Here is a 26,185-nt window from a genome sequence, read left to right on the forward strand (position 1 = left end):
ATCACGCGGCCTGCGGGCGCAGCATCGGCGGGTGTAGCGCCTCGGCCGGACCGGCCCGGTACAGCTGCGCCGGTCGGCCGCCGTCACGGGTGCTGGTGCGCCCTGTCGCCTCGACGAATCCGGCGGTGCTGGTTACCTTGCGATGGAAGTTGCGGGGATCGATGTCGGTGCCCCACACCACCTCGTACACCCGCCGCAGCTCGGCGACGGTGAATTCGCGGCCGCAGAACGCGGTGGCCAGCGAGGTGTACTCGAATTTGGCCCGGGCGCGCTCGACCCCGTCGGCCAGGACCCGGTGATGATCGAAGGCCAGCCGGCCCGGATCGGCCAGCAGCTGCTCGACGGACCAGATCGCCGCCGCGGTGGCATCGACGCCGGCGGTCGGCGCGGGCAGATGCGGTACCAGCGCGAGATAGCCGGTGCTGATGACCCGGCCGCGCGGATCGCGGCCGGGCTCGCCGTACGTGGCCAGCTGTTCCAGATGCAGTCGGTCGGCGCGGATGCCGGTCTCCTCCCGCAGCTCCCGCACCGCCGCCGCGGACAGGCTCTCGTCGGTCTGCACAAATCCGCCGGGCAGGGCCCACCTGCCCCGATAGGGCGCATACAGGCGCTGGACCAGCAGCGCGCACAGGGTGTCATTGGGCGCAGTACGGGCGCCGAGGGTGAGCACGACCAGATCGACCGCGACCGCTGCATTGAAGCGAAAAGCATTGGCCATGACCGAGATTGTAATCGTCAGCTTGACGATAACATCAGTTCGTTGCGACCGGCATGAACGGTGCGTAGTCGCGCACGTGCCCCTCGACCCAATCCCAGAGCGAGACCGGATCCACCGCGACCCCGCGCTGCAGAATCAGCCGCCAGCCCTGCTCTTCCTTCTCCCAGATATCCCCGTCGCGATCCAGGTAATAGCCCGCCGTCCGGGGCTCGATGGAGGAATTCTCGTTGAACACCAGCATATCTCCCGCCTGTCGTCCTTTCAGGATCTCCAGCAGTGCGGGCGTCTCGGGACGCCGCCGGTTCCAGCTCTGACCCATATCAGCATTCCCCTTCGTACGGCTCTCTCGGCAAGTATTCCGAGACACGCTTCCGGGTGGCTCCCGATCGAATTAATACAGCGTTCCAGTTGGGATCTACAGCCTAAGCCAGACATTGACAAAAATGAGCCCTACCTGAGGTTACGGATCCGATACATCGAACCGCCGGACAACGACCCAGCCTGCCCGTGGGCCCGGTAATGCAAAAGCAAGGCGGTCGGAGATATGACAGAACAGGCATCCTACCGGCCGAAGTGACACGAATCCCACTTTGCCCCACATTGCAGGCACGTGATTGCAGGCACGACGCGCAACACCGGACATAATTTGAAATGTCACAATTTAATAACTGTTCGGCAAACATCCAGCATGCGTAGTTGGGGGCGCCGTTTATAAATTCGTTTCAATCGAACGTTCAACGATCCGAATATGCATGGCCCCGACGTACAACCGCCCTCCGTCACAGTGACCGATCACTCCGCCCACTCCCTGCGGGATCCCCTGCGACCGAACCAACCCGCCGCTGTCGCGAGGGCGAGGCCGGCGCAGCGTGCCCCGTCCAGCGAACCCCTCGACCACACTCTGATCAGCACCTCCGCCCGGCGCGTTTGCGTCACCACACCGGATGGCATTGACACGGACGGGACAACGCTGGTGCGATAGGGACTGCTCGGGGGGTGGCCGATGCGTGTCTCTCAGGGGGCCGATCCCGTACAGACAGGCTGGTGCACCCCGACACAGGGGCCGGGATGATCGGACAGTATCGAAAGGCTGTGCCGCAGATGAGGATCATGCAAGCCGTTCGCACGGGGCTACTGTGCGCCGCCGCGGTGTGCGCGCTGGCGATGCCGTCGGGAGCCGTAGCGATCGCGCCCGCACCCGCGGTCGCGGATCCGGTCGGCGCGCCGACGCCCGGCAGTTCACCCGTCATCCCCGCCGGGACGGTCATAGCGCCCCCGCTCGACTGCACACCGAATGGCCAGCACCCGTATCCGGTGGTCGTGCTGCCCGGCGCCGACGGCACCACCGATCAGACCGCCGCACAGTGGAATCCGATGCTCACCGCGCTGCGGTCCGACGGCGACTGCGCGTTCCTGTTCCAGGGCGGCATCATCAAGGGGCAGCGCTGGGCCGGCGATGTCCCCGGCGAGGCCCGTCAGGTGGCGGACTTCGTCGCGAAGGTGCGCGCGGCGACCGGCGCCGACCAGGTCGACATCGTCGCGCATTCGGCGGGCACCTTCGTCGCCAACTACTACCTGAAGGTGCTCGGCGGCGCGTCATCGGTGCGCGATGCGATCCTCCTCGCCCCGGAGTCGCGCGGCTGCGACGGCGCGGGATTGCTTGCCCAGTACGGGATCACGAATCCGCCGATCACCCCCCTGCAGGCGGCCAAGGCCGCGCCGTACCTGGTGTCCCTGCTGACGGTCATGTTCCCGGGCATGGCCCCCGCAATGCAGATGTCGCCGACCTCCGCGGTATACCAGTCCGTATTCGGCGGACGGGTGACCCAGCCGGGTGTGCACTATTCGGTCCTGGCCACCCGCAACGACCACATCGCCACCCCCGCGGTCACCTGCTCACTGATCCAGGAACCGGGCGTGGTGAATGCCGTCTACGAGGACCAGTTCCACGACGCTCCCACGGTCGACCATTCCACTCTGCGCTCGAGTCCGGCGACCACGAATTGGGTACTGCAGCAGTTGCATTCGTGATTTCGCCCGGATGAAACCCCGATGACCTGGTGGGATGCCGCGCTGCCCCCGACGGGCTCGCCGCTACGAACCGCGGCCGAACCCCCGCCGGTGCCGGACCTTCCCCGGGACCGGCACCGGCGAAGCAATGGTGAGCGACTGTCCGCACACAACATTGCGTTCGCCCGCTCGATATCCAGGGTACCCGCAAGGCCCGCCGTACCCGGCGGTATCTCCGATCACTTTTCGCGCTGGACCCCGCGCACCCTTGCGCCCCACCACAGTCCGGTGCCGTAGGCCAGATCGTCGAGCCGCTTGCACATCAGATAGCGCAGCGGATCCAGCCCGCCGGCGTCGCGGTGGGTGAACCAGTCGGCCAGGCCGTCGGCGACGGCCATGGTCACCGCGATCCGCCGCACGCGCCGTGAGGCGATCATCGCCAGCACGGTCACCGGCCAGTAGTCCCGGCACATCGCCGAGACCAGGCGCCATACTCCGCCGGAGAATCCGCGCGCCAGCGCGATCGCCGCGACCCGGGTCGGATTGTCCAGCTCGGCGAACACCCGCCGCAGCCGCACCAGCGCGGCGACGAGTGTCATCGCCGCGCCCAGCACGCTGCCGCGCGAGGCGATCCCCAGCAGCGCCGTGACCACCACGGTCCACAGGGGCACCGACAGCGGCGCGGTCGGCGAGCCGTGCCGGCGAGCCAGCGGGGCGGCCCCGGCGCCGTGGGACACCTTGCGCCCGAACCACTTCCCGAACGACACCGGCTGCTCGCACGCCACGTGGGCGGCCGGCTCGTAGCGCAGCCGCCAGCCGGCGCGCTCGAGCCGCCAGCACAGATCGATATCGGCCGCGGAGAACATCTGCTCGTCGAATCCGTCCTCGGCCAGCACCGCGCGCCGCCGCACCAGCATCGCCGCACCCGGCACGTAGGGCACCGCGCCGCGCGAGGTCACCGCCGCCTCGCGCCGCCCGCGGTCCAGCGACGAGCGGGTCTGCTCGTACCGGCCCAGCACGGTGACCGCGCGGTCCCGCGCGACGATGCGCGGCGCCACCAGCGCGACCTCCGGATCGCTGAAGTGCCCGAGCATCACCTCGAGCCAGCCCGCCCGCGGCACCACGTCGGAGTCCAGGAAGGCCACGAATTCGGTTGTGGCCGCCCGCAGCCCGGCATTGCGCGCCGCGGCCGGGCCCCGCCTGCGGTCCTGGCGCAGCACGGTCACCCGGCAGTGGCCGCCGGTCGGCGGGATGCGCACCGGACGGTCCGAGCCGTCGTCGACGACGACCACGCTGTGTCCGCGCAGCGTGCGTAGCAACCGCCCGAGCCCCTCGGCGTCGTTGTGCAGCGGCACCACCACCGTCACGTCCTCCGGACGCGGCAGCAGCCGGGGACGCGGATTGCCCACACCGGCATCGAGCAGCCGCCTGGCAACCACAGCGGACTTGCGGTCGGTCACCTCGAGATATCCGTCACCGATCAGGGCGGCAGCCTCTGGCGCGAGTCGCAGCAACCGCGTCGGCGAATCGCCGACCAGGAACCGCCCACCGGAGTATGCGCGCACCCTGGGATCGATTCGCACCCCGAACCCGTCGGGCAGTCGATCATGGCGCATTCGTGGAATGTTATGCGCTGTCTGTGCTTCCGTCCTAGCGTGTCGGAAAAAACGGATCGAATCGATGCGAATACCCGCTCACCGGGACGCGGCCTCCAGCACCGCGAGACCCCGCCCACCGGAACATGGTTGGCAATCGCATCGCAAACAGACTGCGCGACGCGACTCGATCGAATTGCGCCACCGCACAGTTCACCATCGGTTACTGCCAGGTGGAATGTGCCATGGGTCGTCGAGCCCCCTCGTGGTTACACCGCGCTACCGCTTCCGGGCCTCGGATGCGCACGGCGCTGTGCATTCGCAGGAGTGCGGCGGCCCGGTGAGTGATACACATGCGAACCTGCGCCGAGATGTGCGCTCTAGACTGCGGAGGGGAAAACACGGTGAACAGCGCAGGACGGGAACATCGCCGCATGGCGTCCGTCGGCACAATCTCTAGGCGACACGGGAGTCGGACGGATGCAGACCAGCGGAGGCGGTAATACGCTCTCGGAATCCGAGATCGTCGAGGCTGCGCTGCGTGTGGTGCGCGAGGACGGCGTGGAGAAGTTGTCCATGCGCCGGTTGTCCCGCGAGCTCGGCGTCTCGCCGATGGCCCCCTATTACTATGTCGCCGACAAACGCGAACTGCTCGACCTCGTCGCCACCGCGGCATTGACCGGCGTGCGCAAGCCTGCACCGGAATCCGGTCCCTGGCAGCAGCGGCTGCGCGAACTCATCGATCAAATCGACGACAAACTGCGCAAGCATCCGGGCCTCGGCGATGTACTGATCGAACAGATGCTGGGAAAGCAGCTCGATCTGATCGCCGCGGTAATGGAGATCCTGTTCGACGCGGGATTCGATGAGCGCAATGTGCTCGCGTCGTATGCCACGATCCACACCTATCTGTTCGGTCGCGGCCGGGTCAATCCCCGCGATCGCTCCGCGCTGTCCGAGGCCGCGCTCCCCGATGCGGTCGCGCGCGCGGTGAAGCACATGGGCGATCTGCGCGGTAAATACTCGTACGACTTCGGCATGGACGTGTTGATCGCCGGGCTGGAGGCCCAGCTTGTCCGGCAGCACGAGGGCCACGTACTATAAAATTAGAACACGTTCTACTTTCTGTGTTCTGTGTGACAACCCGGCCCGAGAGGACGCTATGACTACCGTCGACCCTCGACGTGACCCCATCGAACCGCACGGCTCGCGTTCCGTGGTGCTGCGCGTCTCCGAGGTCATCACCGAGACGGCCGATGCCTGTTCGCTGGTGTTCGAGGTGCCCGCCGAACTGCGCGAGCGGTTCGACTATCAGCCCGGTCAGTTCCTCACCCTGCGCATCCCCAGCGAGCTGACCGGCTCGGTGGCGCGCTGCTATTCGCTGGCCAGCTCGCCGCACACCGACGACAAACCCAAGGTCACCGTCAAGCGAACCGCCGACGGATACGCCTCGAACTGGCTGTGCGACAACGTCCGCGCGGGCGATCAGCTCGAACTGCTGCCCCCCTCGGGCGTATTCACGCCCAAGAATCTGGATGAGGATCTGCTGCTGTTCGGTGCGGGCAGCGGCATCACGCCGGTGATGTCGATCCTGAAGTCGGCCCTGTCCAGCGGCAGCGGCAAGGTCGCGCTGATCTACGCCAACCGCGATCCGGAATCGGTGATCTTCGCGGCCGAACTGCGCGAGCTGGTCGACAAGCACCCGCAGCGGCTGGTCGTCGTGCACTGGCTCGAGGCCGTGCAGGGCCTGCCGAGCGTGGAGAAGCTGGCCGCGCTCGCGGAGCCGTTCGCCGACCGGCGCGCCTTCATGTGCGGTCCCAAGCCCTTCATGGACGGGGTGCACGACGCCCTGGCCCAGCTCGGGGTGCCGCGCAACCGCACCCACGCCGAGGTCTTCAATTCCCTTGCCGGAGACCCGTTCGCGGACGTCGCCCCGGTCGAGGTGAGCGCCGAGGAGGCCGCCGACGCCGCCACCGTCGAGGTGGAACTGGACGGCGAGGTGCACAACCTGAACTGGCCCCGCAGCCAGACCCTGGTCGACATTATGCTGAGCAAGGGCCTGGACGTTCCGTACTCCTGCCAGGAGGGCGAGTGCGGCTCCTGCGCCTGCACCGTGCTCGAGGGCAAGGTCGAGATGGGCAACTCGGAGATCCTGGACCCCGAGGACATCGAGGCCGGATACATCCTGGGCTGCCAGGCGAAACCGGTCACCGACCACCTGAAGATCCAATTTTGACGGGATCGTTGCGCCGCACAGCGATTCGCTTCAGCTCGCGGTGACCTCGGCGACCGCGCCCAATACGCGGCCCGCCTCGAAGGCCGCGGCGCTGGCGGGTAACGCGCCGGGGCGGCCGCTGTTGAGGACCGTGACCGTGCCTGATCCGGCGGCGGGGCGGCTGAGGGAATCGATGCGGCGAAGGGTTTGCGCCGCAACGGCCTCGGCGCTGTCGAACAGCCGCAGCCCGGGGGGCAGGGCCGCCAGGATCTCGTCCATCACCAGCGGGTAGTGCGTGCAGCCGAGCACCACGCCCTCGGTGCCGGGCGGGGTCAGGGCGGCGGCCTTCTCGATCGCCTCCCCGATGCCGGCCAGGTCGCCGCGGTCGATGGCGTCCGCGAGTCCGTGGCAGGCCACGCCGGTCACCTCGGCATCGCCCCCGAAGCGCGCGATCAGGTCGGCCTGATAGCGGCTGGCCGTCGTCGCGGCCGTCGCCCAGACCGCCACCGTCGCGCAGGCCGCGGCCGCGGGCTTGATCGCCGGGACGGTCCCGATCACCGGGACGGCCGGACCGACCTCGGCGCGCACCTGCTCGAGCGCGGAGACGCTCGCGGTGTTGCACGGGATGACGATCACCTCCGCGCCCAGATCGATCGCCCGGCGCGTGGCCCCGAGCACCCGATCGACCAGCCACGGTTCGGATTTCGGGCCCCACGGCGCGCCGTCGGGATCCAGCTGCAGCAGCAGATCGAGCTCGGGCCGCAATCGACGTAACCACGCACCCGTGGTCAGCATCCCCAGGCCGGAATCGATGAGCGTGACGATCACAGCGACCACTGTATTAGTGGGCGACGATCCGCCACCCGCCGCACCCGCCACAGGCGCATCACGCGTCCGTCAGCCGACCTCGGCCACCGCCTGCGCATTGGCGGCCAGCTCGGCGCGCGCCTTCATCACCTTGCCGGTCTTGCCCGCGCCGACCACAGCCGTCAGCAGCCCGTCGGCGAGGTAGTGCGCGAGGAATTTGCGCCCGTCGTCCTCGAGGATGCGCACCTCGTCGGCGCCGACGGTGGTGCCGAGCACCTGGATCTTCACGTTGTACTGATCGCTCCACACGTACGGCACCCCGGGCGCGGGCGGCTCGGTGCCCAGCAGCGCCGCGGCCAGCAGCTGGGCCTGCTCACCGGCATTGGTCCAGTGCTCCACGCGCCGCTGCCGTCCGGACGGCTGCCGCCAGGCCGCGACATCGCCCAGCGCCCAGACGTTGTCGACCGCGGTGCGTCCGACCGCGTCGGTGAGCACGCCGCCGCCCGTGGCCGGATCGGCCAGCGGGACACCGGATTCGGCGAGCCAGTCGGTCACCGGCGCGGAGCCGATGCCGATCACGACCAGGTCGGCCTCGATCTCGCTGCCATCCGACAGCCGCGCGGCCCTAATCGAATCACCCTCGGCGACAAGCGAATCCAGGCCGACACCGCAGCGCAGATCCACGCCCTCCTCGCGATGCATGCGGCCGACCAGCGCACCGACCTGCTCGCCGAGGGAGGCGGCAAGCGGCGTCGGCTGCGGCTCCACCAGTACCACCGGCACGCCGCGCGCGGTAAAGCTGGCCGCCAGCTCGCAGCCGATGAATCCCGCGCCCACGACCAGCGCGCGGGTCGCGCCCGACAGCTCGGCGCGCAGCGCCACCGCATCGTCGTGACTACGCAGCACGTGCACCCCCGACGCCTGCGGCAGTCCGGGAATGCGCTTGGGACGCAGGCCCGTCGCGATGATGAGGTGTTCGTAATCCAGCGCGGCGCCATCGGCCGGCAGCAGCCGGCGCGCGACCGTGTCGACCCCGTCGGCGCGCACGCCCAGCCGCAGCTCGATCCGCTGTTCGGCGAAGAATTCGGCCGGGCGCAGGGTGGTGTCGTCGGTATCGCCGCGAACAAACTGCTTGGACAGCGGCGGGCGATCGTAGGGCAGTCGCGCCTCCTCGCCCAGCAGCACCAGCGGACCCTCGTATCCGGCCCGGCGCAGCTCCTCCGCCGCGCGCAGACCCGCCAGGCCTGCCCCGGCGATCACGATCGGACGGCCGGCCCCCCGGGGATGGTGCGAAGGCGCAGCCGACGGGGCGGGTGAGGCCTGCATCGCCGCCGATGCAGTCGGGACAACGGTCATCGCGAGTGGGGATGGCTGCACGAGTTCCAATCTATTCTAGAACGCGTTCTAATTTCCATCGTGTGATCACCACCACTCCGAAATCGCCGCGCAATCGTGCCGGACCAGGTATTGATCGGGCGGTCAATCAGAGTTATACCGAGAGGTGACAGTCCATCAACCTCTTCAGGAGGCACATCATGTTCAACGAATCCCGTGCTCAGGACTTCGTCGCCGTCATACTCGGCGTCGTCGCGGCGCTGTCACCGATCTGGGTCGACAACAACGGCCGGGCCATGTGGACGCTCATCGTCCTCGGCGTGCTCATCGCGCTCACGGGCCTGGCGCAGCTGTCGCGTCCGGCAATGGCGGAACTGGATTACGCCATGGGCCTGTTCGGGGTGCTGCTGTTCATCTCCCCGTGGGTCATGAACTTCCACGCCTTCAACGGCGCCTCGTGGACCTCCTGGATCATCGGCGTCCTGACGGTCGTCGTCGCGGTGGCCGCACTTCCCCAAGTCACGGCGCGGCTGCATACTGCTCACTGATGCACGTACCGAAACCCCATCGAGCCGGGCGTCGCCGCAGCAGGAAAGTCGACGGCGACGCCCGTGCCCTCATCCTGGATGCCGCCGAAAACCTCTTCGCGACAAATGGATTCGATGCCACGGCAACCGCGGCCATCGCCGCGGCCGCCGACGTGCCCAAGGGGCTGGTGTTCTACTACTTCCCCACGAAGGATTCGATTCTCTCGGCACTGATGTCCGAGCGAGTGCCCCCGACCCCGCTCGATGACATCGATTCCGTCGTCTCCCCGGGCGACCCCGCCAAGAGCCTGGTGGCCCTGGACGCCGCGCTCAACCTGCGCAACCATCACTCCTCGGTGCTGCGGGTCATCATGTGGCGCGAGGCCGACACCCACCCGGATGTCCGAAAGCAGTTGCGGCGCGTGCGCGATCAGCTGCTCGACATCACCGCGCGAGTCCTGCAGGCCAGCGCGCCGGGCCCGGTACAGCCGGGCACCCTCCGGGCCTGTGCGGGCGCCTGGGTATCCGCCATGCTCGCCATCGCCACCACGGATCGGCTGCACGCTCTCGACGGGCTCACCCTCCCCACCGCCGACGAGATCTTCAACATCTCCCAAGTGGTCGCCGCCGGAATGACACATCTCGGCTGAATCAACGTCGCCGCCGGAACAACACAAATCGGTCGAGACTGTCCCCGGTCGGCGTGTCCTACCCGGCCGCGTAGCTCGCAGCACTTGAATACAGCCTGGACGATCAATACCGATGCCACTTTCGGAGGTCATGCGGTGACTCGTTTTGCGCTCGGTTCGGCACGACTGCACGAAGTTCCCGGATGTCTGCTGGCTGTCCTCGCGATCCTGATTCTCGGATGCGTGCCGGCAGCGACGGCAACGGCGGAACCAATCTACCCCCGTCCCGATCCCGATCCCTTCTATGCCGCCCCGGCAGATTTGGCCGCACACCGGCTCGGCGATGTGCTCGGGGTACGGCCCATGCCGCCGCTGCTCACCTTTCCCGGGACCGCCGTCACGCTGGTCAAGTTCCGCTCCAGCAACTCCCGCAATCAGCCCATCGCAGCAACGACCACGGTGCTGACCCCGCCCGGCCATCGGCCCGATGGTCCGCTCCTGTCCTATCAGCACATCATCAACGCGCTGGGCACCGAGTGCGCGGTCTCACACGCGCTCTACGCAACCGACCCGAATCTGGTCATCCGCGAGGCCCCCGCGCTGAACCTGCTGCTGATGCACGGGTGGAGCGTGGCGCTGCCCGATCACCTGGGGCCGCAATTCGCCTACGGCGCGGCCCGTCTGGGCGGGCAGATCACCCTGGACGGGGTGCGAGCGGTCGAGCGGGTGCCCGGGCTGACACTGCACCACAGCCGCGTCACGCTGGCCGGCTACTCCGGCGGGGGCATGGCGACCGCGTGGGCTGCGGCCCTGCAGCCGACGTACGCCCCCGACCTCGCGCTCGCCGGAGCCGCCGCCGGCGGGGTGCCGATGAATCTGGAGACCATGGTCCGGGTGCTGGGCGACCACCGGCATCCGGCCTTCGGCCTGGCGATGGCCGCGGCGATCGGGCTCGAACGTGAATACCCCGACCGGCTGCCGGTGAGTCACTACATGAACGCCCAGGGCCTCGCGGCGGCGCACGCCATGGCCAACGGCTGCACCAACGAGATCATCGCCGCCGGGGCCGGGCGCAGCGCGCTGGATTTCGCGGCCAGCACCGACCTGATCAACAGCGTGGAGGCGCGGCGGGTCGTCGAGGAGAACAGCCTGGAACTGTTCGACAGCGTGCCGAAAATTCCGATGTACGAATGGCACTCGCCGACCGATTCGCTGATTCCGCTCGATGCGATCCGCAATACCGACCGCCGCTACTGTGCGGCCGGGGTGCGGTTGCAGGCCGAGCTGACCCCCGCCCCGGAGCATCTGACGGCGGCCGTGGCCGGGCTGCCGGAGGTGGTCGCCTGGCTCGACGCCCGCTTCCACGGCGAACCGGCGCCGTCGAACTGTCCCGCGGTCTGAGCGGATCCGGGACGGAGCGCCATCGAGGCGGCGCCACGACCGAGCCCTCGGTCGGCAAGTTGCTCACACCCCCCGAGTTATCCACAATCGCTCGACGACAGCGGCGGTGGGCGCGCAGCGCGCCGATGATCGAGGCATGGGAACCCCGCAACCGATCTCCCGCCGCGACGCCCTCGCAGCGGGCCTGTCCGATGGCGATCTGCGGCGGCTGTGCCGCCACGGATCCTGGCATCGCATCCGGAACGGACACTACGTCGCGGCCCCCGCTACGGCGCTGACCGCGCCGGAGCGGCACCGGGCGCTGATCCGGGCGACCGTTGCGGCAACCTCCGAAACAGCCGTGGTGAGCCATGTTTCGGCCTTGATCGGGCACGGCCTGCCGACCTGGAACATCCCGCTGGACCGCGCCCATCTCACCCGCCCCCGGCGCGGCGGGTCGCGGCTGGGCCGGGTCATCGTGGTGCACGCCGGCCGGCTCGAGCACGACGATGTCACGCTGGTCGAGGGCATCCGGCACACGACGGTCGCGCGCACGGTCGTCGATATCGCGCGCACCGAGAAATTCCCGCAGGCGGTGGCCGTCGGCGATGCCGCCCTGCACCGCGGCGCGGCGAAAACCGCACAGCTCCACGAACAGTTGCGCCGGGCACGGGCCCGGCCCGGATACCAGCGCGCGGCGGAGGTCGTGTCGTTTCTCGACGGCCGCTGCCCGGGAATCGGGGAATCGCGTCTGCGGGTGGCGATCGCGACGGCCGGGCTCCCCGGGCCGGAACTCGCGGCCCGCGTGCTCAGCCCCGACGGCAGCTTCGTCGCCCGGGTCGACTGCCTGTTTCCCGGCCTGGGTGTCGCGGCCGACTTCGACCCGCTCGGCGGGCACGGTGTGTGTACCTCCGCATTCGCTCCGGCCGTGCGCGCGCACACCGGCCCGGCCGAGGGGGCGCGCATCGCGGCCGAGCTGCGCGAGGACAGGCTGCGCGCGCTGGGCTGGATTCCGGTCCGGTGGACCTGGAGCGAACTCGACGAGCCCGGGGAGGTGCCCCGCCGGATCGAGGCCGCGACGGCGGCCGCGGCGCACTGCACGCGCAGCGGCCGCTGGCTACCGGCCGCCCGGATCTGATTGTCCGCATGGTCTGTATCTGCCCAGCTACCAAGCGGATCCCGCGTTCGCGACGAATATCGGACGACCCCGGGGAGTCGCACACCATCCAGGTGGAGGTAACAATGGCCAGTATGACCGACCCCGATTTCGCCCGTTTCGGAGAGCCCAGTCGCTCGCGCCCGGAGGGATCTCGCCTCACCCATCCGCGCAACGGGACCGCTCCGCACAGTGAGATGGAATCGGGATCGTCCACCGCGCTCACGGGATTCGATCCAGGCCGTGGCAGCCTCGGCACGCCAGGGGTGGCGGTCGCATGGACCCCCGCCGATGTCGCGCCCGACTGGGCCACCGGAGGCACCCCCGCATCGGAGACTCCGGCGGGCCGCGCGGATCGGCCCTACGGCGGACCGGAATCACTCCTGTCCGCCCCCGATTCGGTGGCGATCGGCTCCGAGCCGAGCACCCCGATAACCGATTCGGTAGCGATTCCACGGCAAACGTCGCACGCCGCACCCGAATCCGGCCAGTTCGGTTCCGGCGTCCCCTGGCCGACCGAGACCGGCTCGGAATTCTCCGCCTTCCTCTCCCCCTCCGATCCCCTGCCCCCGCTCCCGTCCCGGGAGCGAACCACTCGCGTCCCCGGGACCGGCACTCCGGCAGCTGAATTCGACTCGAGTCCGTCCCCCGCATCGCCCGGGCCCGCCGCCTCCGGTTTCCGCGTCGATCCCGCACCGGCGCCGAGCCCGCCCGAACTACCCCGGCGCAAACCGGGACTACCGCAGCACACACCGGATTTCATGCACACCACCGCGGAGCAATCCCTGTTCGCCGAATCCCCCGAACCGGGAATTCAGAGCAACGGTTCGGCATTCACCTCCGGGGAGTCCGCTCCTTCCACCCACGGCGCGCCATTCGCCTCCGCCGATTCGGCTCCTTTCGCCAACGGCACAACATTCAGCCCCGGCGATCCCACTCCCTTCACCGACAGCACAACATTCAGCTCCGCCGATTCCGCTCCTTTCGCCAACGGCACAGCATTCAGCTCCGCCGATTCCGCCCCCTCCATTAACGGCGCATCATTCGCCTCCGACGATGCCGCTCTCTCCACCAACAGCGCAGCACCCCGCTCCGGCGATTCCGCCCCCTCCATCAACAGCGGGACATTCAGCCCCGCCGATCCGGCTCGCTCCACCAACGGCACGGCGTTCAACTCGGGTGATTCCGCCCCCTCCATCAACAGCGGGACATTCAGCCCCGCCGATCCGGCTCGCTCCACCAACGGCACGGCGTTCAGCTCGGGTGATTCCGCCCCCTTCACCAACGGCGCGGCATTCAGCTCTGGCGCGCACAGCGAGCTTCCGGTCGATTCGTCCGGGCCGGAAGCCACCGGGGTGGCGTTCGGCGGCGGCGCGAAACCGGTATCCCATTCCGATCACATCGCCGACCGCGCTGCGGCATCGGCGCAGCCTCGACCGCCCGCCAGCGATTCGGCTTTCACCCCACCGGCGCTCGGGCTCGTCCCGCCCGCCGCATCCGAAAATACTTCCCGCACTGGACAACTCACGGGTCCAACCCCATCCGAACCGGTCCTCGGCACGATCAATTCGGCGCGCCTCGTCATCAGCCCGGCGCCGCCCACCGCCGCCCCGAATCCACCCTGGATCCAACCGGCGGTTTCCGATAGTCGTGCGACCGTGTCCGACGACAACCACTCGACCGCATCTGATCACCACACGGCCGAACCACATAGCCACGCAACTGCATCCGACATTCTCGGAGCTGCGTCCAATAACCGAGTCGCTACACCCGATCCTCGCACGACCGCGCCCGATCTCTACACAGCTGCATCTGATCCCCACACAGCTGCGACCGATCGCCAACCGGCTGCGCTCGATCCCAACCTGGACGCTTACGATCGCCACGCGGCGATGTCCGCTCCCCCCGCGGCAGCATTCGATACCCACGCAGCTGCGACCGATCGCGACGCGGCTGCAACCGATGTCCACGCGGCCGCGGCCGATCGCAACCTCGCCGCATCCGATCGCAACGCGACTGCGACCAATCCCAACCTGGCCGCATTCGATCGCCACGCGGTCGCGTCTGATAATCACGCGGCTGTATCCGATGGCCGCGCGGCGATGTCCAATAACCACGCAACCGAGACCGAGGCCGAATCCGAGCCCACGGCACTCGAGCCGGGCGGCACCCCGGCCGCATCGGCATCGCGCACCAGCCTCCCCAGCCGAAGTGCACGCGAATTCGCCCGCCGCACAGGGCAATCAGCGCCCGATTCCGCGGACTCGCGTCCCGCCGGCGCCGCCCGCCACTCCGATCCGGCCGACCCTTCACCCACCGAAGACGCGCCCATGTCCTCCTCCCCCAGCCCGGATTCCCGCCTCGGCGCGTCCCTTGCGACCACCCCTCGCCGCTCCCGCCGCCGCGCCGCCACCCCCGACGACACCCCCGCCACCGTCGACGTCCACCTGGTCATGCAGCTCCTGCTGGCCAGTCACACCCTGGAATCCGTCGCCGACAAGGCCGAAGCCGGCGAGGCCACCCTCGAGGACTTCATCCGCGCGGCCCGCCGCACCCGCACGGCCACCGTCGACCTGGTCTCCGCCTGGTTCGGCGGCACCACCCAAATGCGCCAATTCGCCGAGGCCCTACTAGCCGCCTCCGAGTCGGCGTAAGCAGTCACGATCGAACAAATAGCGAATATCCCCATGCCCCATACCGACTACGTGCCTTACCGTTGCTGCCGCGACCTCCACAGACGACTACTCGGAGTTGCACACACTCATCAACTAGCTCGAGCCCGGCCAGATCGATGAGGTGCGGCAGCACCTGCACCGCCTCCTTCAGCCCAAGGCGAGTCGGTTCACAATACTTCGAACTTTCGATGGTCCATCGACCAATTTAGGAGCACGTGCAAGGGAAATCCTGATCGCCGACGATCGCATCCAACCGGCCCGCGAGCCCAAAAACCGTCTACCGAACCCATCTACGCGCACGGCACGTTCACCGATCTTATTGCCGAGCAACGGCGCTAAGGGCGTATTCAGCGCACCTCAATAAGCATTTCACCAGATTCGACCATCGCCACAACGGTCGGCAATACTGGAAGAACCGCCTCGAGCAGGGCCTTCCTGGAGCAGTTTCGAATCCTGATCCAGACCACGGGAGGTGCTGAAATCACATTCCGCGCGTGGCCGATCATCACGAAATCCTCGTCCTTCGTGATGATTACGGCACCGCGAAGCAATGCCTCATCCCACACGGCGTGATCCGAGGCGGACGTCAGATCGATGTCGCGAACGTGAACGGCATCGTGTCCCTCGCTCGTTATCGCCCGCGCCAACGCGGGGGGCAACTGCGCGTCGATAAGAAACTTCACGAAGCTGTTCGCAGGATTGGATGATCCGATTCGGCCGCCGCGAAGGCTAGGCAAGCACGGATGTCATCACGCTCGAGGTAGGGGTAGTCCTCGAGGATCGAATCTTCGGTCTCACCGGCAGCCAGAAGCTCGAGCACATCCTTCACGCGGATCCGCATACCACGAATGCAGGGCCTGCCCCCGAGCTGGTTCGGATCGAACGTAATCCTGGTCACCGAGCAAGCATACCGGTCGATGGTCAGGGCGGACCGGATGCAGCCAGGTCAGCCAGGAACGACTCTGCGTCATCGAAGGTTCGATAGCGACCTGCGCCGAGGTCTTCTTCGGCTTCCAGCTCTGCGGCTTGATGCCCCTCCGACCAGAACCACGCCTCATCTGCCGGACCATGAAACATCACGCAAGAATACCGTCGCCGCCAGCTTGGACTGGGAAACCTAAGCGACGGACGCGAAAAGGGCCGTCCCCCAACGGGAACGGCCCTTTTCGGCTACAAGCAGGTCTTACTTGACGACCTTGGTGACGCGACCGGCGCCGACGGTGCGGCCACCCTCACGGATCGCGAAGCGCAGGCCCTCTTCCATGGCGACCGGCTGGATCAGCTTGACGCTCATCTCGGTGTTGTCGCCCGGCATGACCATCTCGGTGCCCTCGGGGAGGGTAACGACACCGGTCACGTCGGTGGTGCGGAAGTAGAACTGCGGGCGGTAGTTGTTGAAGAACGGGGTGTGGCGGCCGCCCTCGTCCTTCGAGAGGATGTACGCCTGGCCCTCGAACTCGGTGTGCGGGGTGGTGGTGCCCGGCTTGACGACGACCTGGCCGCGCTCGACATCCTCGCGCTTGATGCCACGAACCAGCAGACCGACGTTGTCACCGGCCTGGCCCTGGTCGAGCAGCTTGCGGAACATCTCGACACCGGTGACCGTGGTCTTGGTGGTGGTCGGGCGGATGCCGACGATCTCGACTTCCTCGTTCACGTTGATCACACCGCGCTCGATACGACCGGTGACGACGGTGCCACGACCGGTGATCGTGAAGACGTCCTCGATCGGCATCAGGAACGGCTTGTCGGTCTCACGGACCGGGTCCGGGATCGACTCGTCGACCGCGTTCATCAGCTCGACGATCTTCTCGGCCCACTCGGCGTCGCCCTCGAGGGCCTTCAGGCCGGAGACGCGCACGACCGGCGCATCCTCGTCGAACTCCTGCGAGGCCAGCAGCTCGCGGACCTCCATCTCGACGAGCTCGAGGATCTCCTCGTCATCGACCATGTCCGACTTGTTCAGCGCGACCAGGATGTACGGCACGCCGACCTGACGGGCGAGCAGCACGTGCTCGCGGGTCTGCGGCATCGGGCCGTCGGTAGCCGCGACCACCAGGATGGCGCCGTCCATCTGCGCCGCACCGGTGATCATGTTCTTGATGTAGTCGGCGTGACCGGGGGCGTCGACGTGCGCGTAGTGCCGCTTCTCGGTCTGGTACTCGACGTGGGAGATGTTGATCGTGATACCACGAGCCTTCTCCTCGGGAGCCTTGTCGATCTGATCGAACGCAAAGCTCTCGTTGAGGTCCGGGTACTTGTCGTGCAGAACCTTGGTGATAGCCGCCGTCAGCGTGGTCTTGCCGTGGTCGACGTGACCGATGGTGCCGATGTTGACGTGCGGCTTCGTCCGCTCGAACTTCGCCTTCGCCACTTTGGGGTCCTCCTGGACTTGTTGGTGCGTGCATGTGCAGCAGTGCGTGGAACATCCCCGCGTGCGCGGGGACTGGGGTCTTACTGACTCCCGGCTGATGGGGGCAAGTGTGCCACCTGCCCCCGATCGGACTATTCGCCGGTCGCCTTGGCGATGATCTCCTTCGACACGTTGGCCGGAACCTCCGCGTACGAGTTGAACACCATCGAGAAGTTCGCCCGGCCCTGGGTCTTCGACCGCAGGTCACCGATGTAACCGAACATCTCCGAGAGCGGAACCAGCGCCTTGACGACACGGGCACCACTGCGTTCCTCCATGGCCTGGATCTGGCCACGGCGGGAGTTCAGGTCGCCGATCACATCGCCCATGTACTCCTCGGGCGTGGTGACCTCGACCGCCATCAGCGGCTCGAGGATCACCGGACCGGCCTTGCGGGCCGCTTCCTTCAGGGCCGCGGAACCGGCGATCTTGAACGCCATTTCCGAGGAGTCGACCTCGTGGTAGGCGCCGTCGAGCAGCGAGGCCTTGACGTTGACCAGCGGGTAGCCAGCGAGCACGCCGTACTGCATGGCGTCCTGGATACCGGCGTCGACCGAGGGGATGTACTCGCGCGGAACGCGGCCACCGGTGACCTTGTTCTCGAACTCGTACGTCGCACCGTCCTCGGCGTCGACCAGCGGCGCCAGCGCGATGATCACGCGCGCGAACTGACCCGAGCCACCCGTCTGCTTCTTGTGGGTGTACTCGTGCTTGTCGACGTTCTTGGTGATGGTCTCACGGTACGCCACCTGCGGCTTACCGATATTGGCCTCGACCTTGAACTCGCGCTTCATGCGGTCGACGTAGATGTCGAGCTGGAGCTCGCCCATGCCGCCGATGACGGTCTGGCCGGTCTCCTGATCCAGCTTCACGTTGAAGGTGGGGTCCTCCTCCGCGAACTTCTGGATGGCGGTGCCCAGCTTCTCCTGGTCGGCCTTGGTCTTCGGCTCGATCGCCACCTCGATGACCGGGTCCGGGAAGGTCATGGACTCGAGCACGATCTGGTTCTGCGGATCGCACAGGGTGTCGCCGGTCGTGGTGTCCTTCAGGCCGATGACCGCGTAGATGTGGCCGGCCTGGGCCTCGTTGACCGGGTTCTCCTTGTTGGAGTGCATCTGGAACAGCTTGCCCAGGCGCTCCTTCTTACCCTTGGTCGAGTTGATGACCTGGGCGCCGGAGTCGACCTTGCCCGAGTACACGCGCACGTAGGTCAGCTTGCCGAAGAACGGGTGCGTGGCGACCTTGAACGCCAGCGCCGCGAACGGCGCCTCCACGCTCGCGTCGCGGTGCAGGATCTCCTCCTCCTTGCCCGGGACGTGGCCGTCGGTGCCACCATCGTCCAGCGGGTTCGGCAGGTAGTCGATCACGGCGTCGAGCATGGGCTGCACGCCCTTGTTCTTGAACGCTGAACCGCACAGCACCGGGTAGAGCTCGGAGTTGACGGTCATCTTGCGGATGGCGCCCTTGATCTCCTCGATCGAGAGCTCCTCACCGCCGAAGAACTTCTCCAGCAGCGCCTCGTCGGACTCCGCGACGGTCTCCATCAGAGCCTGCCGATACTCCTCGGCCCGCTCCTTCAGATCGGCCGGGATCTCGACGACCTCGTACGACTCGCCGAGCTTGGTCTCGCCCTTCCAGACCTTGGCGTTCATCTCGACCAGGTCGACGATGCCCTCGAAGTCGTTCTCCGCGCCGATCGGCAGCTGGATGACCAGCGGCTTGGCGCCGAGGCGATCCTTGATCGTCTGCACGGTGAAGTAGAAGTCCGCGCCCAGCTTGTCCATCTTGTTGACGAAGCAGATGCGCGGGACGTCGTACTTGTCCGCCTGCCGCCAGACCTGCTCGGACTGCGGCTCAACGCCCTCTTTGCCGTCGAAGACGGCGACCGCGCCATCGAGCACGCGCAGCGAGCGCTCCACCTCGACCGTGAAGTCGACGTGTCCCGGCGTGTCGATGATGTTGATCTGGTTGTCTTTCCAGAAGCAGGTCGTCGCGGCCGACGTGATCGTGATGCCGCGCTCCTGCTCCTGAGCCATCCAGTCCATCGTGGCCGCGCCGTCGTGGACCTCACCGATCTTGTAGGTGATACCGGTGTAGAAGAGAATGCGTTCGGTTGTCGTGGTCTTACCGGCATCGATGTGGGCCATGATGCCGATGTTGCGGACCTTGTTGAGGTCGGTGAGCACGTCCTGTGCCACGGAAATCTTCCCCGCTCGTAGCTAGTTGGGATTTTTCTGGAGCGACCCTGTCGGGGGTCATCACTATTTTCAAACGCCGGACGCGGCTGGTAAGTGCCGCGCCCGGCTGTGACTCGACCTCCCGGCGGCGCCGTTCCTTCAGCGGCGATCCGGGCGGCAGGTCACCAGCGGTAGTGCGCGAAGGCCCGGTTGGACTCGGCCATCTTGTGGGTGTCCTCGCGGCGCTTCACCGAAGCACCCAGGCCGTTGCTGGCGTCCAGCAGCTCGTTGGCCAGGCGCTCGATCATGGTCTTCTCACGACGGGCACGGGAGTAGTTGACCAGCCAGCGCAGCGCCAGGGTGTTGGCGCGGCCCGGGCGGACCTCGACGGGCACCTGGTAGGTGGCGCCACCGACGCGGCGGGGCTTGACCTCCAGGGCGGGCTTGACGTTGTCCAGCGCGCGCTTGAGGGTCACGACCGGATCGGTGCCGGTCTTCTCGCGCGCCTGCTCGAGCGCGCCGTAGACGATGCGCTCGGCGGTGGACTTCTTGCCGTCCAGCAGGATCTTGTTGACCAGCTGCGTCACCAGCGGCGAGCTGTACACCGGGTCATTGATCAGGGGACGCTTCGGAGCGGGGCCCTTACGCGGCATTAGCTCTTCTCCTTCTTGGCGCCGTAGCGGCTGCGGGCCTGCTTGCGGTTCTTGACACCCTGGGTGTCGAGCGAGCCGCGGATGATCTTGTAGCGCACACCCGGGAGGTCCTTCACACGACCGCCGCGGACGAGCACCATCGAGTGCTCCTGCAGGTTGTGACCCTCGCCCGGGATGTAGGCCGTGACCTCGACCGCGCTGGTCAGGCGAACACGCGCGACCTTACGCAGCGCGGAGTTCGGCTTCTTCGGGGTCGTGGTGTACACGCGGGTGCACACGCCACGGCGCTGCGGGCTCCCCTTCAGGGCCGCAGTCTTGGTCTTGGCGACCTTGTCGCGGCGACCCTTGCGGACCAGCTGGTTGATGGTTGGCATAGACCGGCTTTCCTCAGTTAGTAACCAGGTGTCTGGAACTTCATGTGTGTGTCATCGAGCTTTCACCCGCCCGTCCGGAACGCGTCGCTGCGCATCCCGAGGTCGGGCGTGTCGCGCGCAGGTCAGGACCCGTTTTCTGGGCATGTCTGAACGTTCGGCCGCTTTCGCTGGCTTACGTCCTGCACACAAGCTTGCCCGCACGCTCCGGGCACAGCGATCCACGATACCCGCCGACGCGAGTCGGGGCAAAAACAGGGTCACTTACGTACCCGTTCGCACGGCCACTCACCCACCCCCGCCGCGGACTCAGCGGGACAGATTCAGGGTCAGCGACACCAGCTTGCTGGCCGCGGCGCACGGATCCGGGTGACTGCCCGGGTGATAGTTGACCCACCAGCCGATGATCCCGGTATCGGCGGCCGGGGCCTCCACGCCGCACGAGTCCGGATCGTTGGGCCGGTGAATCTCCAGCGAACGGCGACCCTGCACAGTGATGTCGTTGGTCGGATAGCCGAGTTTGGCGTTCGTCGCCTTCTCGTTGCTCAGCGAGCCCATCTCGTACCAGTTCAGCGTGACCATGCCGTCGCCGCTGGGCGTGCCGTCCAGCAGCCACATGCAGACTGCGCCGTTGAACGAGGAGTTCGCGTCCTGCGCACCGGTCGCCTTCACGATCTCGCTGTTCTGCACCACGTTGCATTCGCGGAGCAGCTTGTCGAAGTTCGTATTCAGCCCGCCGCCGCTGCCGGCGGGCTGGGCGTGGCCGGTGATCGTCTTGCCGCAGCCGGCCGCGGTCAGCCCCACCGCCAGCACCACCGTGGCGACGATCGCCGCGCGAGCCTTCCTGGCGCCTCTCATACCCCTCATTTCATGCGCTGCACTGTGAGCTCGGCCAGCTTGCGGTTCTTGTCGCACGGGGTGGCGTCGTGGCCGCCGAACACACCGGCGGAGGTGGACCATTCGAAGAAGTCGTCGCCGAGCTGCACCGCGAAATCGCAGATGGTGCCGTCGGGGGTGGCGTCCTGGAAGCCCGTGTGCCCGCCCACGTCGATGGTCTCGGGGTTGCGCCCCTGCGCGGTCACCCACGCCTTCTCGCGCCCGAGCGGGCTGCCGCGGTAGGAGGCGAAGGTCACACTCGCCGCGCCCAATCCCGTTGCCTGCCAGCTGCAGCCGACGGCGTTCTTGTACTCCTCCGAGATCTGGCCCAGGCCGCCGAGGTCGCTGACCTCTTGATCGGTGACGCCGCCACACTCGCCGACGAAGGGTCCCGGTGCGGCCACCTTCATCGGCGGCCGCACCGACGGGCTGTCGCTCGTCGAATTGCTCCCCGACCCGCACGCCGTCAACAGCGCCACGATGGCCGCGCCCGTGACTACCGCCGACGTGATCCTCCGCATGGCGCGGAGTCTACCGACGACCCCGCGAATGCACCCGCCCTCACAGGTTCCCGCGTGCCTCCTGCTCGCGCTCGATCGCCTCGAACAGCGCCTTGAAGTTGCCCTTGCCGAAGCCGAGCGAGCCGTGGCGCTCGATGAGTTCGAAGAAGACCGTGGGACGGTCGGTTAGCGGGCGGCAGAAGATCTGCAGCAGATATCCGTCCTCGTCACGGTCGACCAGGATGCCGCGGGACTGCAACTCCGCCACCGGGACGCGGACGTGACCGATCCGCTCGCGCAGCTCGGCGTCCTGGTAGTAGGCGTCGGGGGTGTCGAGGAATTCCACGCCCTCGCGGCGCAGCATGTCGACGGTCGTGAGGATGTCACCGGTGGCCAGGGCGATGTGCTGCACACCCGGGCCGCGGTAGAACTCCAGGTACTCGTCGATCTGAGAACGCTTGCGGCCCACCGCCGGTTCGTTCAGCGGGAACTTCACCCGGTGGTTGCCGTTCGCGACGACCTTGCTCATCAGCGCCGAATAGTTGGTCGCGATGTCGTCGCCGACGAATTCGGCCATGTTCTGAAAACCCATGACGCGGCGGTAGAAATCGACCCACGTGTCCATCTCGCCCATCTCGACATTGCCGACGACGTGATCGACGGCCTGGAAGAGCCTGTGTGGCGCATCCTCGCGCGGTACGAAGCTGGAGGTGCGGGCCACGTAGCCGGGCAGATAGGGGCCCTCGTAGCGGGAGCGGTCCACGAGGGTGTGGCGGGTGTCGCCGTAGGTGGCCAGGCCGGCCGAGCGGACGGTGCCGAATTCGTCGGTGTCGTCGTGCGGTTCGACCAGGATCGTCGCGCCGTGGGTGCGGGCCCAGTCGACGCAGCGGTCCACGTCCGGCACCTCTAGTGCGATGTCGGCGATGCCGTCGCCGTGGTGATTGTGGTGCGCCACCAGCGGGCTGTCCGGATCCACCGCGCCGGTGACCACGAAGCGCGCACTGCCGCTGCGCAGGACGAAGCCCTTGCGGTCGCGGACGCCGGTTTCGGGGCCGCAGTAGGCCTCGAGCCGCATCCCGAATGCCGACTGCAGATAGTGGGCGAATTGGGTGGCGTTGCCCACCACCCAGACCAGCGCGTCCCAGCCGATCACGGGGAACGGGTCGCGCTCGGAGTCGTGGTCGATCAGGCCGACCAGTTGGGTGTCCGACGGCTCGGTCTCACGGGTCGCGTATTCGGTAGTCATGTCCCCAGGTAATCGCCGACCGCTGAGACTGAGCAATATCGCCGTAATTCTCTGAACACGATGGTGAAATACGCCACCAAAACCACAGAAATGCTGGACAATCTGCCTAGAACACTGGAGCGAAGGGGAGACTATCGATGGGCCGCACCGAGACCAGACTGGACGAGCTGGATCTGGCGATCCTGACCGCCATGCATGAATACCAGAAGGCCGGCATCCTCGAGCTGTCGCGGCGCACCCGCGTCGCCCGGGCCACCGTCCAGTCCCGCATCGCGCGGATGGAGGAGGCGGGGGTGATCGCCTCCTACGATCCGCACATCGACGTCACCGCCGCCGGGTTCGACGTGCAGGCGTTCGTCACCCTGGAGATCGCACAGGGCGCGCTGGACGCGGTGGCCGCCGACCTGGAGGCGATCCCCGGTGTGCTCGAGGCATATGCCACCACCGGTTCGCAGGATGTGCTGTGCCGCATCGGCGCCGACTCGCATGCCGGGCTGCAGACGGTGCTGCTGAGCATCGACCGCAGCGCGGCAGTGGTGCGCTCGCACAGCGTGATCGTGCTGTCGACGGTCGTCGCGCCGCGGACGCTGCCGTTGTTGCGGACGCTGACGCCCGCCGGGACGAGCAAGGCTCCGGCGTACCGGCATTCGTAGGCCGACGTCAGATGCGCAGATCCGCTCCCTGAGTGAGGATTTCGATGTTCGGGTCGAGGTCCGGTTCCACAAAGGCAAGCAGCGCGGCGCCTTCCGCCTCGACGACCGCGCGTTCGGCCGCGGACCAGGTGCGGCCCGGGACGATTCGGAGGCGGGCGCGCTGGCGGTCGGGGAAGATCTTGTAGATGCCCGAGAGGTAGCCGTCGAGCAGGATGGGCGAGACCTGGGCCGCCATGTGCTGCAGCGGGGGTGCGGCGCCGTCGGGGACGATGCGGCTGCGGTTCTTGTGGGACAGGATGGCGTTGTCGTACCAGCCGAGGAACCGCACGGGGGCGGGCAGGTCCGGATCGGCGAGTTCGGCGTCGGCGGGGTCGTAGAGGGTGCGGCCGCGCTCGTCGGTGTAGGTGCGGACCCGGTCACCCAGCTGCGCGACAGCCTCGGCGATGCCGGTGAGCCTGGACCAGGCCTGCACGTCGGCGGTCGTCGCGGGACCGAATGCGCGCAGATAGCGAATGACCAACTCCGCCAGCGGATAACCGTCGGCCAGCGGCGCACCCAGCCACGGCTCGATACGGGACCACACCGGGCGGCTGTTGTTCTTCCAGAGGCCGCGCGGCGGGGTCTGCAGCACGGGCAGCTGATAGAGCCAGGTCTGCAGCACCGCCGACGGATTGCGGTCGGGAAACTCCCGCGCGGCGATCGAACGCAGCTCCGCGGCCGTCAACGGCTCGTCGCCGAGGGCCTTCTCGCCCCTGCGGCGCACCTCCTCGGGATCGAGCCCGAGCATCGCGCCGGAATTGAACCCCGCGCGGAACGGAATCTTCTCCAGCTCCGGCTGGATGTGCGGCGCGATGCGCAGCGCATCCGCGGGGACGACCATGTGAATGGTCGCCCGCATCAGGGTGATCCGGACCAGCGACCGATCCAGCAGCGCCCCGGACACCGTCGCCGGATCGAAATCCTGGATGCGACTCCACAATCCGATGAACGGCGGCGGCACGTCCTGCGCCTGCAGGCCCACCAGGTGGGCGCACATGTCCGGAACGGACAGTTTCGAGCGCTCCAGCAGATGCTGCCGGGTCAGCAGCGTCCGGTTCAGGGTTCGTTCGGACAGCTTCATGATTCGCTCACGGTAGTCGGGGGGTCCGACCGGCACACCGAGGCGTCAGCGCAGCGTGACGACGACCTTGCCGGTGGCCGTCCGGTTGTCCAGCGACGCAACGGCTTCCGCGGCCCGATCCAGCGGGTACAGCACCGGCGTGGGCGGGGCGATCTTCCCGGCGGCCAGCAGCGGCGCGACCTCGGCCCACTGTTCCTGCAGGTAGCCGGGATGCGTCAGCACCCATTCGCCCCAGGCCGCGCCGACGACCTCGACGTTCTTCAGCAGCAGCCGGTTCACCTTCACCGTCGGGATCTCCCCTGCTGTGAAGCCGACCACCAGCAGCCGCCCGCCCGCGGCGAGGCTGCGAATGCTGTCCGTGAAGCGGTCTCCGCCAACGGGATCCAGCACTATGTCCACCCCGCGCCCGCCGGTCAGTTCCTTGACCGCGGCCAGCCATCCGTCGGTGAGCACCACGTCGGTCGCGCCGTGTGCCCGGGCCACCTCCGCCTTCTCCGGCGTGCTGACCACCGCGATCACCCGGCCCGCGCCCAGCGCCGCGGCCAGTCGAAGCGTCGAGGTGCCCACGCCGCCGGCCGCGCCGTGTACCAGCACCGACTCGCCCTCGGCCAGCCGCCCGCGATTGCGCAGGCAGAAGTGCACGGTCAAGTCGTTGAACAGGATTCCGGCGCCGGCCTCGAGCGAAATGTTGTCCGGCAGCGCGAACACCATCTGCGTCGGCGCCACCGCGACCTCGGCCATGGCATTGCCGAGCAGCGTCAACGCCACCACCCGATCGCCGGCCCGCACGTGCGCATCATCGGGCGCGGACCGCACCACCCCGGCGACCTCCCCGCCCACCACGAACGGCAGCTCGGGCTTCATCTGATACAGCCCCCGGGTCATCAGCACGTCCGGAAACGCCACCCCCGCCGCGTGCACGTCGATCACCACGCCACCGGCATAGGCCTGCGGCTCCGCGATCTCGACCACTTCGATGGATTCGGGCCCCTCGAGCCTGCTCACCTGGGCTGCACGCATGAATCGACTCCTCACATCCACGGGGTGTGGAAATCAAGTTAACCGCTCTTCGCGGCGGGCTGTCCACGGGACCGCCTTTTGCTACGCTTGGGCCCGCCGAACTGTGAAC

25 protein-coding genes are annotated in these 26,185 nt (G+C 67.6%); 9 read left to right on the forward strand and 16 right to left on the reverse strand.

The features are described 5' to 3' along the window. Position 1 precedes the first annotated feature (1 nt). Positions 2 to 718: an NUDIX hydrolase gene (locus ABH933_RS18460; RefSeq protein ID WP_215916278.1), complete on the reverse strand. Its 717-nt coding sequence runs from the start codon at positions 716 to 718 to the stop codon at positions 2 to 4. 34 nt (positions 719 to 752) lie between these two features. Further along, positions 753 to 1,037 (reverse strand): hypothetical protein, encoded by a 285-nt coding sequence (locus tag ABH933_RS18465; protein WP_429420350.1) that lies wholly within the window; start codon positions 1,035 to 1,037, stop codon positions 753 to 755. 782 nt (positions 1,038 to 1,819) lie between these two features. Between ABH933_RS18465 and ABH933_RS18470 the strand changes: the two genes are divergently transcribed. Further along, positions 1,820 to 2,749 carry an esterase/lipase family protein gene (locus tag ABH933_RS18470; RefSeq protein WP_429420348.1) on the forward strand — a complete coding sequence of 310 codons (930 nt, stop codon included), beginning with the start codon at positions 1,820 to 1,822 and terminating at the stop codon, positions 2,747 to 2,749. A gap of 218 nt (positions 2,750 to 2,967) precedes the next feature. Here the strand turns inward: ABH933_RS18470 and mftF are convergent, their stop codons facing one another. Beyond that, complete coding sequence (gene mftF / locus ABH933_RS18475) at positions 2,968 to 4,344, reverse strand: mycofactocin biosynthesis glycosyltransferase MftF (protein ID WP_429420346.1); 1,377 nt, start codon at positions 4,342 to 4,344, stop codon at positions 2,968 to 2,970. 459 nt (positions 4,345 to 4,803) lie between these two features. On the opposite strand from mftF, the gene mftR2 reads away from it, so the two are divergent. Continuing rightward, the gene (mftR2, locus tag ABH933_RS18480) at positions 4,804 to 5,427 is read left to right on the forward strand and encodes a mycofactocin system transcriptional regulator MftR2 (protein WP_429420344.1); all 624 of its coding nucleotides are present in this window, start codon (positions 4,804 to 4,806) and stop codon (positions 5,425 to 5,427) included. 58 nt (positions 5,428 to 5,485) lie between these two features. After that, on the forward strand, positions 5,486 to 6,559 hold the full coding sequence (locus ABH933_RS18485) for a 2Fe-2S iron-sulfur cluster-binding protein (protein ID WP_429420342.1): 1,074 nt from the start codon (positions 5,486 to 5,488) through the stop codon (positions 6,557 to 6,559). Between the two features lie 30 nt (positions 6,560 to 6,589). Here the strand turns inward: ABH933_RS18485 and ABH933_RS18490 are convergent, their stop codons facing one another. Both ABH933_RS18490 and ABH933_RS18495 read right to left on the reverse strand, forming a co-directional pair. Then, positions 6,590 to 7,366: a glutamate racemase gene (locus ABH933_RS18490; RefSeq protein ID WP_429420340.1), complete on the reverse strand. Its 777-nt coding sequence runs from the start codon at positions 7,364 to 7,366 to the stop codon at positions 6,590 to 6,592. Between the two features lie 69 nt (positions 7,367 to 7,435). Continuing rightward, a complete protein-coding gene (locus ABH933_RS18495; RefSeq protein WP_429420338.1) occupies positions 7,436 to 8,605 on the reverse strand; it encodes an NAD(P)/FAD-dependent oxidoreductase in 1,170 nt (389 codons plus the stop codon). A 275-nt stretch (positions 8,606 to 8,880) separates the two neighbouring features. On the opposite strand from ABH933_RS18495, the gene ABH933_RS18500 reads away from it, so the two are divergent. The 5 genes from ABH933_RS18500 to ABH933_RS18520 all read left to right on the forward strand — a co-directional run bounded on the left by ABH933_RS18500 (position 8,881) and on the right by ABH933_RS18520 (position 15,026). Further along, a complete protein-coding gene (locus ABH933_RS18500; protein ID WP_215916271.1) occupies positions 8,881 to 9,228 on the forward strand; it encodes an SPW repeat protein in 348 nt (115 codons plus the stop codon). Next, positions 9,228 to 9,857, forward strand: a complete 630-nt coding sequence (locus ABH933_RS18505; protein WP_429420335.1) for a TetR/AcrR family transcriptional regulator — start codon at positions 9,228 to 9,230, stop codon at positions 9,855 to 9,857. The genes ABH933_RS18500 and ABH933_RS18505 overlap by 1 nt, the downstream gene beginning before the upstream one ends. 186 nt (positions 9,858 to 10,043) lie before the next feature. Further along, positions 10,044 to 11,237 (forward strand): lipase family protein, encoded by a 1,194-nt coding sequence (locus ABH933_RS18510; RefSeq protein ID WP_429420851.1) that lies wholly within the window; start codon positions 10,044 to 10,046, stop codon positions 11,235 to 11,237. A 136-nt stretch (positions 11,238 to 11,373) separates the two neighbouring features. Beyond that, entirely contained in the window at positions 11,374 to 12,354 is a 981-nt protein-coding gene (locus tag ABH933_RS18515; protein ID WP_429420333.1) for a hypothetical protein, read from the forward strand. Between the two features lie 113 nt (positions 12,355 to 12,467). Next, positions 12,468 to 15,026, forward strand: a complete 2,559-nt coding sequence (locus ABH933_RS18520) for a hypothetical protein (RefSeq protein WP_429455049.1) — start codon at positions 12,468 to 12,470, stop codon at positions 15,024 to 15,026. 368 nt (positions 15,027 to 15,394) lie between these two features. On the opposite strand, the gene ABH933_RS18525 is transcribed toward ABH933_RS18520, so the two are convergent. The 9 genes from ABH933_RS18525 to hppD all read right to left on the reverse strand — a co-directional run bounded on the left by ABH933_RS18525 (position 15,395) and on the right by hppD (position 23,283). Next, on the reverse strand, positions 15,395 to 15,730 hold the full coding sequence (locus ABH933_RS18525; protein ID WP_429420327.1) for a DUF5615 family PIN-like protein: 336 nt from the start codon (positions 15,728 to 15,730) through the stop codon (positions 15,395 to 15,397). Continuing rightward, the gene (locus tag ABH933_RS18530; RefSeq protein WP_429420325.1) at positions 15,727 to 15,945 is read right to left on the reverse strand and encodes a DUF433 domain-containing protein; all 219 of its coding nucleotides are present in this window, start codon (positions 15,943 to 15,945) and stop codon (positions 15,727 to 15,729) included. The genes ABH933_RS18525 and ABH933_RS18530 overlap by 4 nt, the downstream gene beginning before the upstream one ends. Positions 15,946 to 16,230: 285 nt before the next feature. Further along, positions 16,231 to 17,421 carry an elongation factor Tu gene (gene tuf, locus ABH933_RS18535; RefSeq protein ID WP_429420323.1) on the reverse strand — a complete coding sequence of 397 codons (1,191 nt, stop codon included), beginning with the start codon at positions 17,419 to 17,421 and terminating at the stop codon, positions 16,231 to 16,233. Positions 17,422 to 17,552: 131 nt separating this feature from the next. After that, complete coding sequence (gene fusA, locus ABH933_RS18540) at positions 17,553 to 19,658, reverse strand: elongation factor G (RefSeq protein WP_429420321.1); 2,106 nt, start codon at positions 19,656 to 19,658, stop codon at positions 17,553 to 17,555. A gap of 161 nt (positions 19,659 to 19,819) precedes the next feature. After that, on the reverse strand, positions 19,820 to 20,290 hold the full coding sequence (rpsG, locus tag ABH933_RS18545) for a 30S ribosomal protein S7 (RefSeq protein ID WP_429420320.1): 471 nt from the start codon (positions 20,288 to 20,290) through the stop codon (positions 19,820 to 19,822). Further along, positions 20,290 to 20,664: a 30S ribosomal protein S12 gene (gene rpsL / locus ABH933_RS18550; protein ID WP_014353064.1), complete on the reverse strand. Its 375-nt coding sequence runs from the start codon at positions 20,662 to 20,664 to the stop codon at positions 20,290 to 20,292. The genes rpsG and rpsL overlap by 1 nt, the downstream gene beginning before the upstream one ends. A 306-nt stretch (positions 20,665 to 20,970) precedes the next feature. Next, a complete protein-coding gene (locus ABH933_RS18555) occupies positions 20,971 to 21,519 on the reverse strand; it encodes a DUF3558 domain-containing protein (RefSeq protein WP_215916261.1) in 549 nt (182 codons plus the stop codon). Between the two features lie 5 nt (positions 21,520 to 21,524). Next, entirely contained in the window at positions 21,525 to 22,058 is a 534-nt protein-coding gene (locus ABH933_RS18560) for a DUF3558 domain-containing protein (RefSeq protein WP_429420316.1), read from the reverse strand. A gap of 40 nt (positions 22,059 to 22,098) precedes the next feature. Next, positions 22,099 to 23,283: a 4-hydroxyphenylpyruvate dioxygenase gene (gene hppD / locus ABH933_RS18565; protein WP_429420314.1), complete on the reverse strand. Its 1,185-nt coding sequence runs from the start codon at positions 23,281 to 23,283 to the stop codon at positions 22,099 to 22,101. Positions 23,284 to 23,420: 137 nt separating this feature from the next. On the opposite strand from hppD, the gene ABH933_RS18570 reads away from it, so the two are divergent. Beyond that, positions 23,421 to 23,936, forward strand: a complete 516-nt coding sequence (locus tag ABH933_RS18570; protein WP_429420312.1) for an Lrp/AsnC family transcriptional regulator — start codon at positions 23,421 to 23,423, stop codon at positions 23,934 to 23,936. A 7-nt stretch (positions 23,937 to 23,943) separates the two neighbouring features. Here ABH933_RS18570 and ABH933_RS18575 read toward each other — a convergent pair whose 3' ends face one another. Both ABH933_RS18575 and ABH933_RS18580 read right to left on the reverse strand, forming a co-directional pair. Beyond that, positions 23,944 to 25,056 carry a winged helix DNA-binding domain-containing protein gene (locus ABH933_RS18575; RefSeq protein WP_429420310.1) on the reverse strand — a complete coding sequence of 371 codons (1,113 nt, stop codon included), beginning with the start codon at positions 25,054 to 25,056 and terminating at the stop codon, positions 23,944 to 23,946. Positions 25,057 to 25,101: 45 nt separating this feature from the next. Further along, complete coding sequence (locus ABH933_RS18580) at positions 25,102 to 26,076, reverse strand: NADPH:quinone oxidoreductase family protein (RefSeq protein ID WP_429420308.1); 975 nt, start codon at positions 26,074 to 26,076, stop codon at positions 25,102 to 25,104. Between the last annotated feature and the right edge of the window lie 109 nt (positions 26,077 to 26,185).

This window comes from Nocardia sp. GP40, assembly GCF_050434125.1.
GTDB classification, from domain to species: domain Bacteria; phylum Actinomycetota; class Actinomycetes; order Mycobacteriales; family Mycobacteriaceae; genus Nocardia; species Nocardia albiluteola.

Bases quoted from the DNA above. Each gene is read 5' to 3' on its own strand.
- ABH933_RS18460 (WP_215916278.1), bottom strand. From the start codon at position 718: ATGGCCAATGCTTTTCGCTTCAATGCAGCGGTCGCGGTCGATCTGGTC.
- ABH933_RS18465 (WP_429420350.1), bottom strand. From the start codon at position 1,037: ATGGGTCAGAGCTGGAACCGGCGGCGTCCCGAGACGCCCGCACTGCTG.
- ABH933_RS18470 (WP_429420348.1), top strand. From the start codon at position 1,820: ATGAGGATCATGCAAGCCGTTCGCACGGGGCTACTGTGCGCCGCCGCG.
- mftF (WP_429420346.1), bottom strand. From the start codon at position 4,344: ATGCGCCATGATCGACTGCCCGACGGGTTCGGGGTGCGAATCGATCCC.
- mftR2 (WP_429420344.1), top strand. From the start codon at position 4,804: ATGCAGACCAGCGGAGGCGGTAATACGCTCTCGGAATCCGAGATCGTC.
- ABH933_RS18485 (WP_429420342.1), top strand. From the start codon at position 5,486: ATGACTACCGTCGACCCTCGACGTGACCCCATCGAACCGCACGGCTCG.
- ABH933_RS18500 (WP_215916271.1), top strand. From the start codon at position 8,881: ATGTTCAACGAATCCCGTGCTCAGGACTTCGTCGCCGTCATACTCGGC.
- ABH933_RS18505 (WP_429420335.1), top strand. From the start codon at position 9,228: ATGCACGTACCGAAACCCCATCGAGCCGGGCGTCGCCGCAGCAGGAAA.
- ABH933_RS18515 (WP_429420333.1), top strand. From the start codon at position 11,374: ATGGGAACCCCGCAACCGATCTCCCGCCGCGACGCCCTCGCAGCGGGC.
- ABH933_RS18520 (WP_429455049.1), top strand. From the start codon at position 12,468: ATGACCGACCCCGATTTCGCCCGTTTCGGAGAGCCCAGTCGCTCGCGC.
- rpsG (WP_429420320.1), bottom strand. From the start codon at position 20,290: ATGCCGCGTAAGGGCCCCGCTCCGAAGCGTCCCCTGATCAATGACCCG.
- rpsL (WP_014353064.1), bottom strand. From the start codon at position 20,664: ATGCCAACCATCAACCAGCTGGTCCGCAAGGGTCGCCGCGACAAGGTC.
- ABH933_RS18555 (WP_215916261.1), bottom strand. From the start codon at position 21,519: ATGAGAGGCGCCAGGAAGGCTCGCGCGGCGATCGTCGCCACGGTGGTG.
- ABH933_RS18560 (WP_429420316.1), bottom strand. From the start codon at position 22,058: ATGCGGAGGATCACGTCGGCGGTAGTCACGGGCGCGGCCATCGTGGCG.
- hppD (WP_429420314.1), bottom strand. From the start codon at position 23,283: ATGACTACCGAATACGCGACCCGTGAGACCGAGCCGTCGGACACCCAA.
- ABH933_RS18570 (WP_429420312.1), top strand. From the start codon at position 23,421: ATGGGCCGCACCGAGACCAGACTGGACGAGCTGGATCTGGCGATCCTG.
- ABH933_RS18575 (WP_429420310.1), bottom strand. From the start codon at position 25,056: ATGAAGCTGTCCGAACGAACCCTGAACCGGACGCTGCTGACCCGGCAG.
- ABH933_RS18580 (WP_429420308.1), bottom strand. From the start codon at position 26,076: ATGCGTGCAGCCCAGGTGAGCAGGCTCGAGGGGCCCGAATCCATCGAA.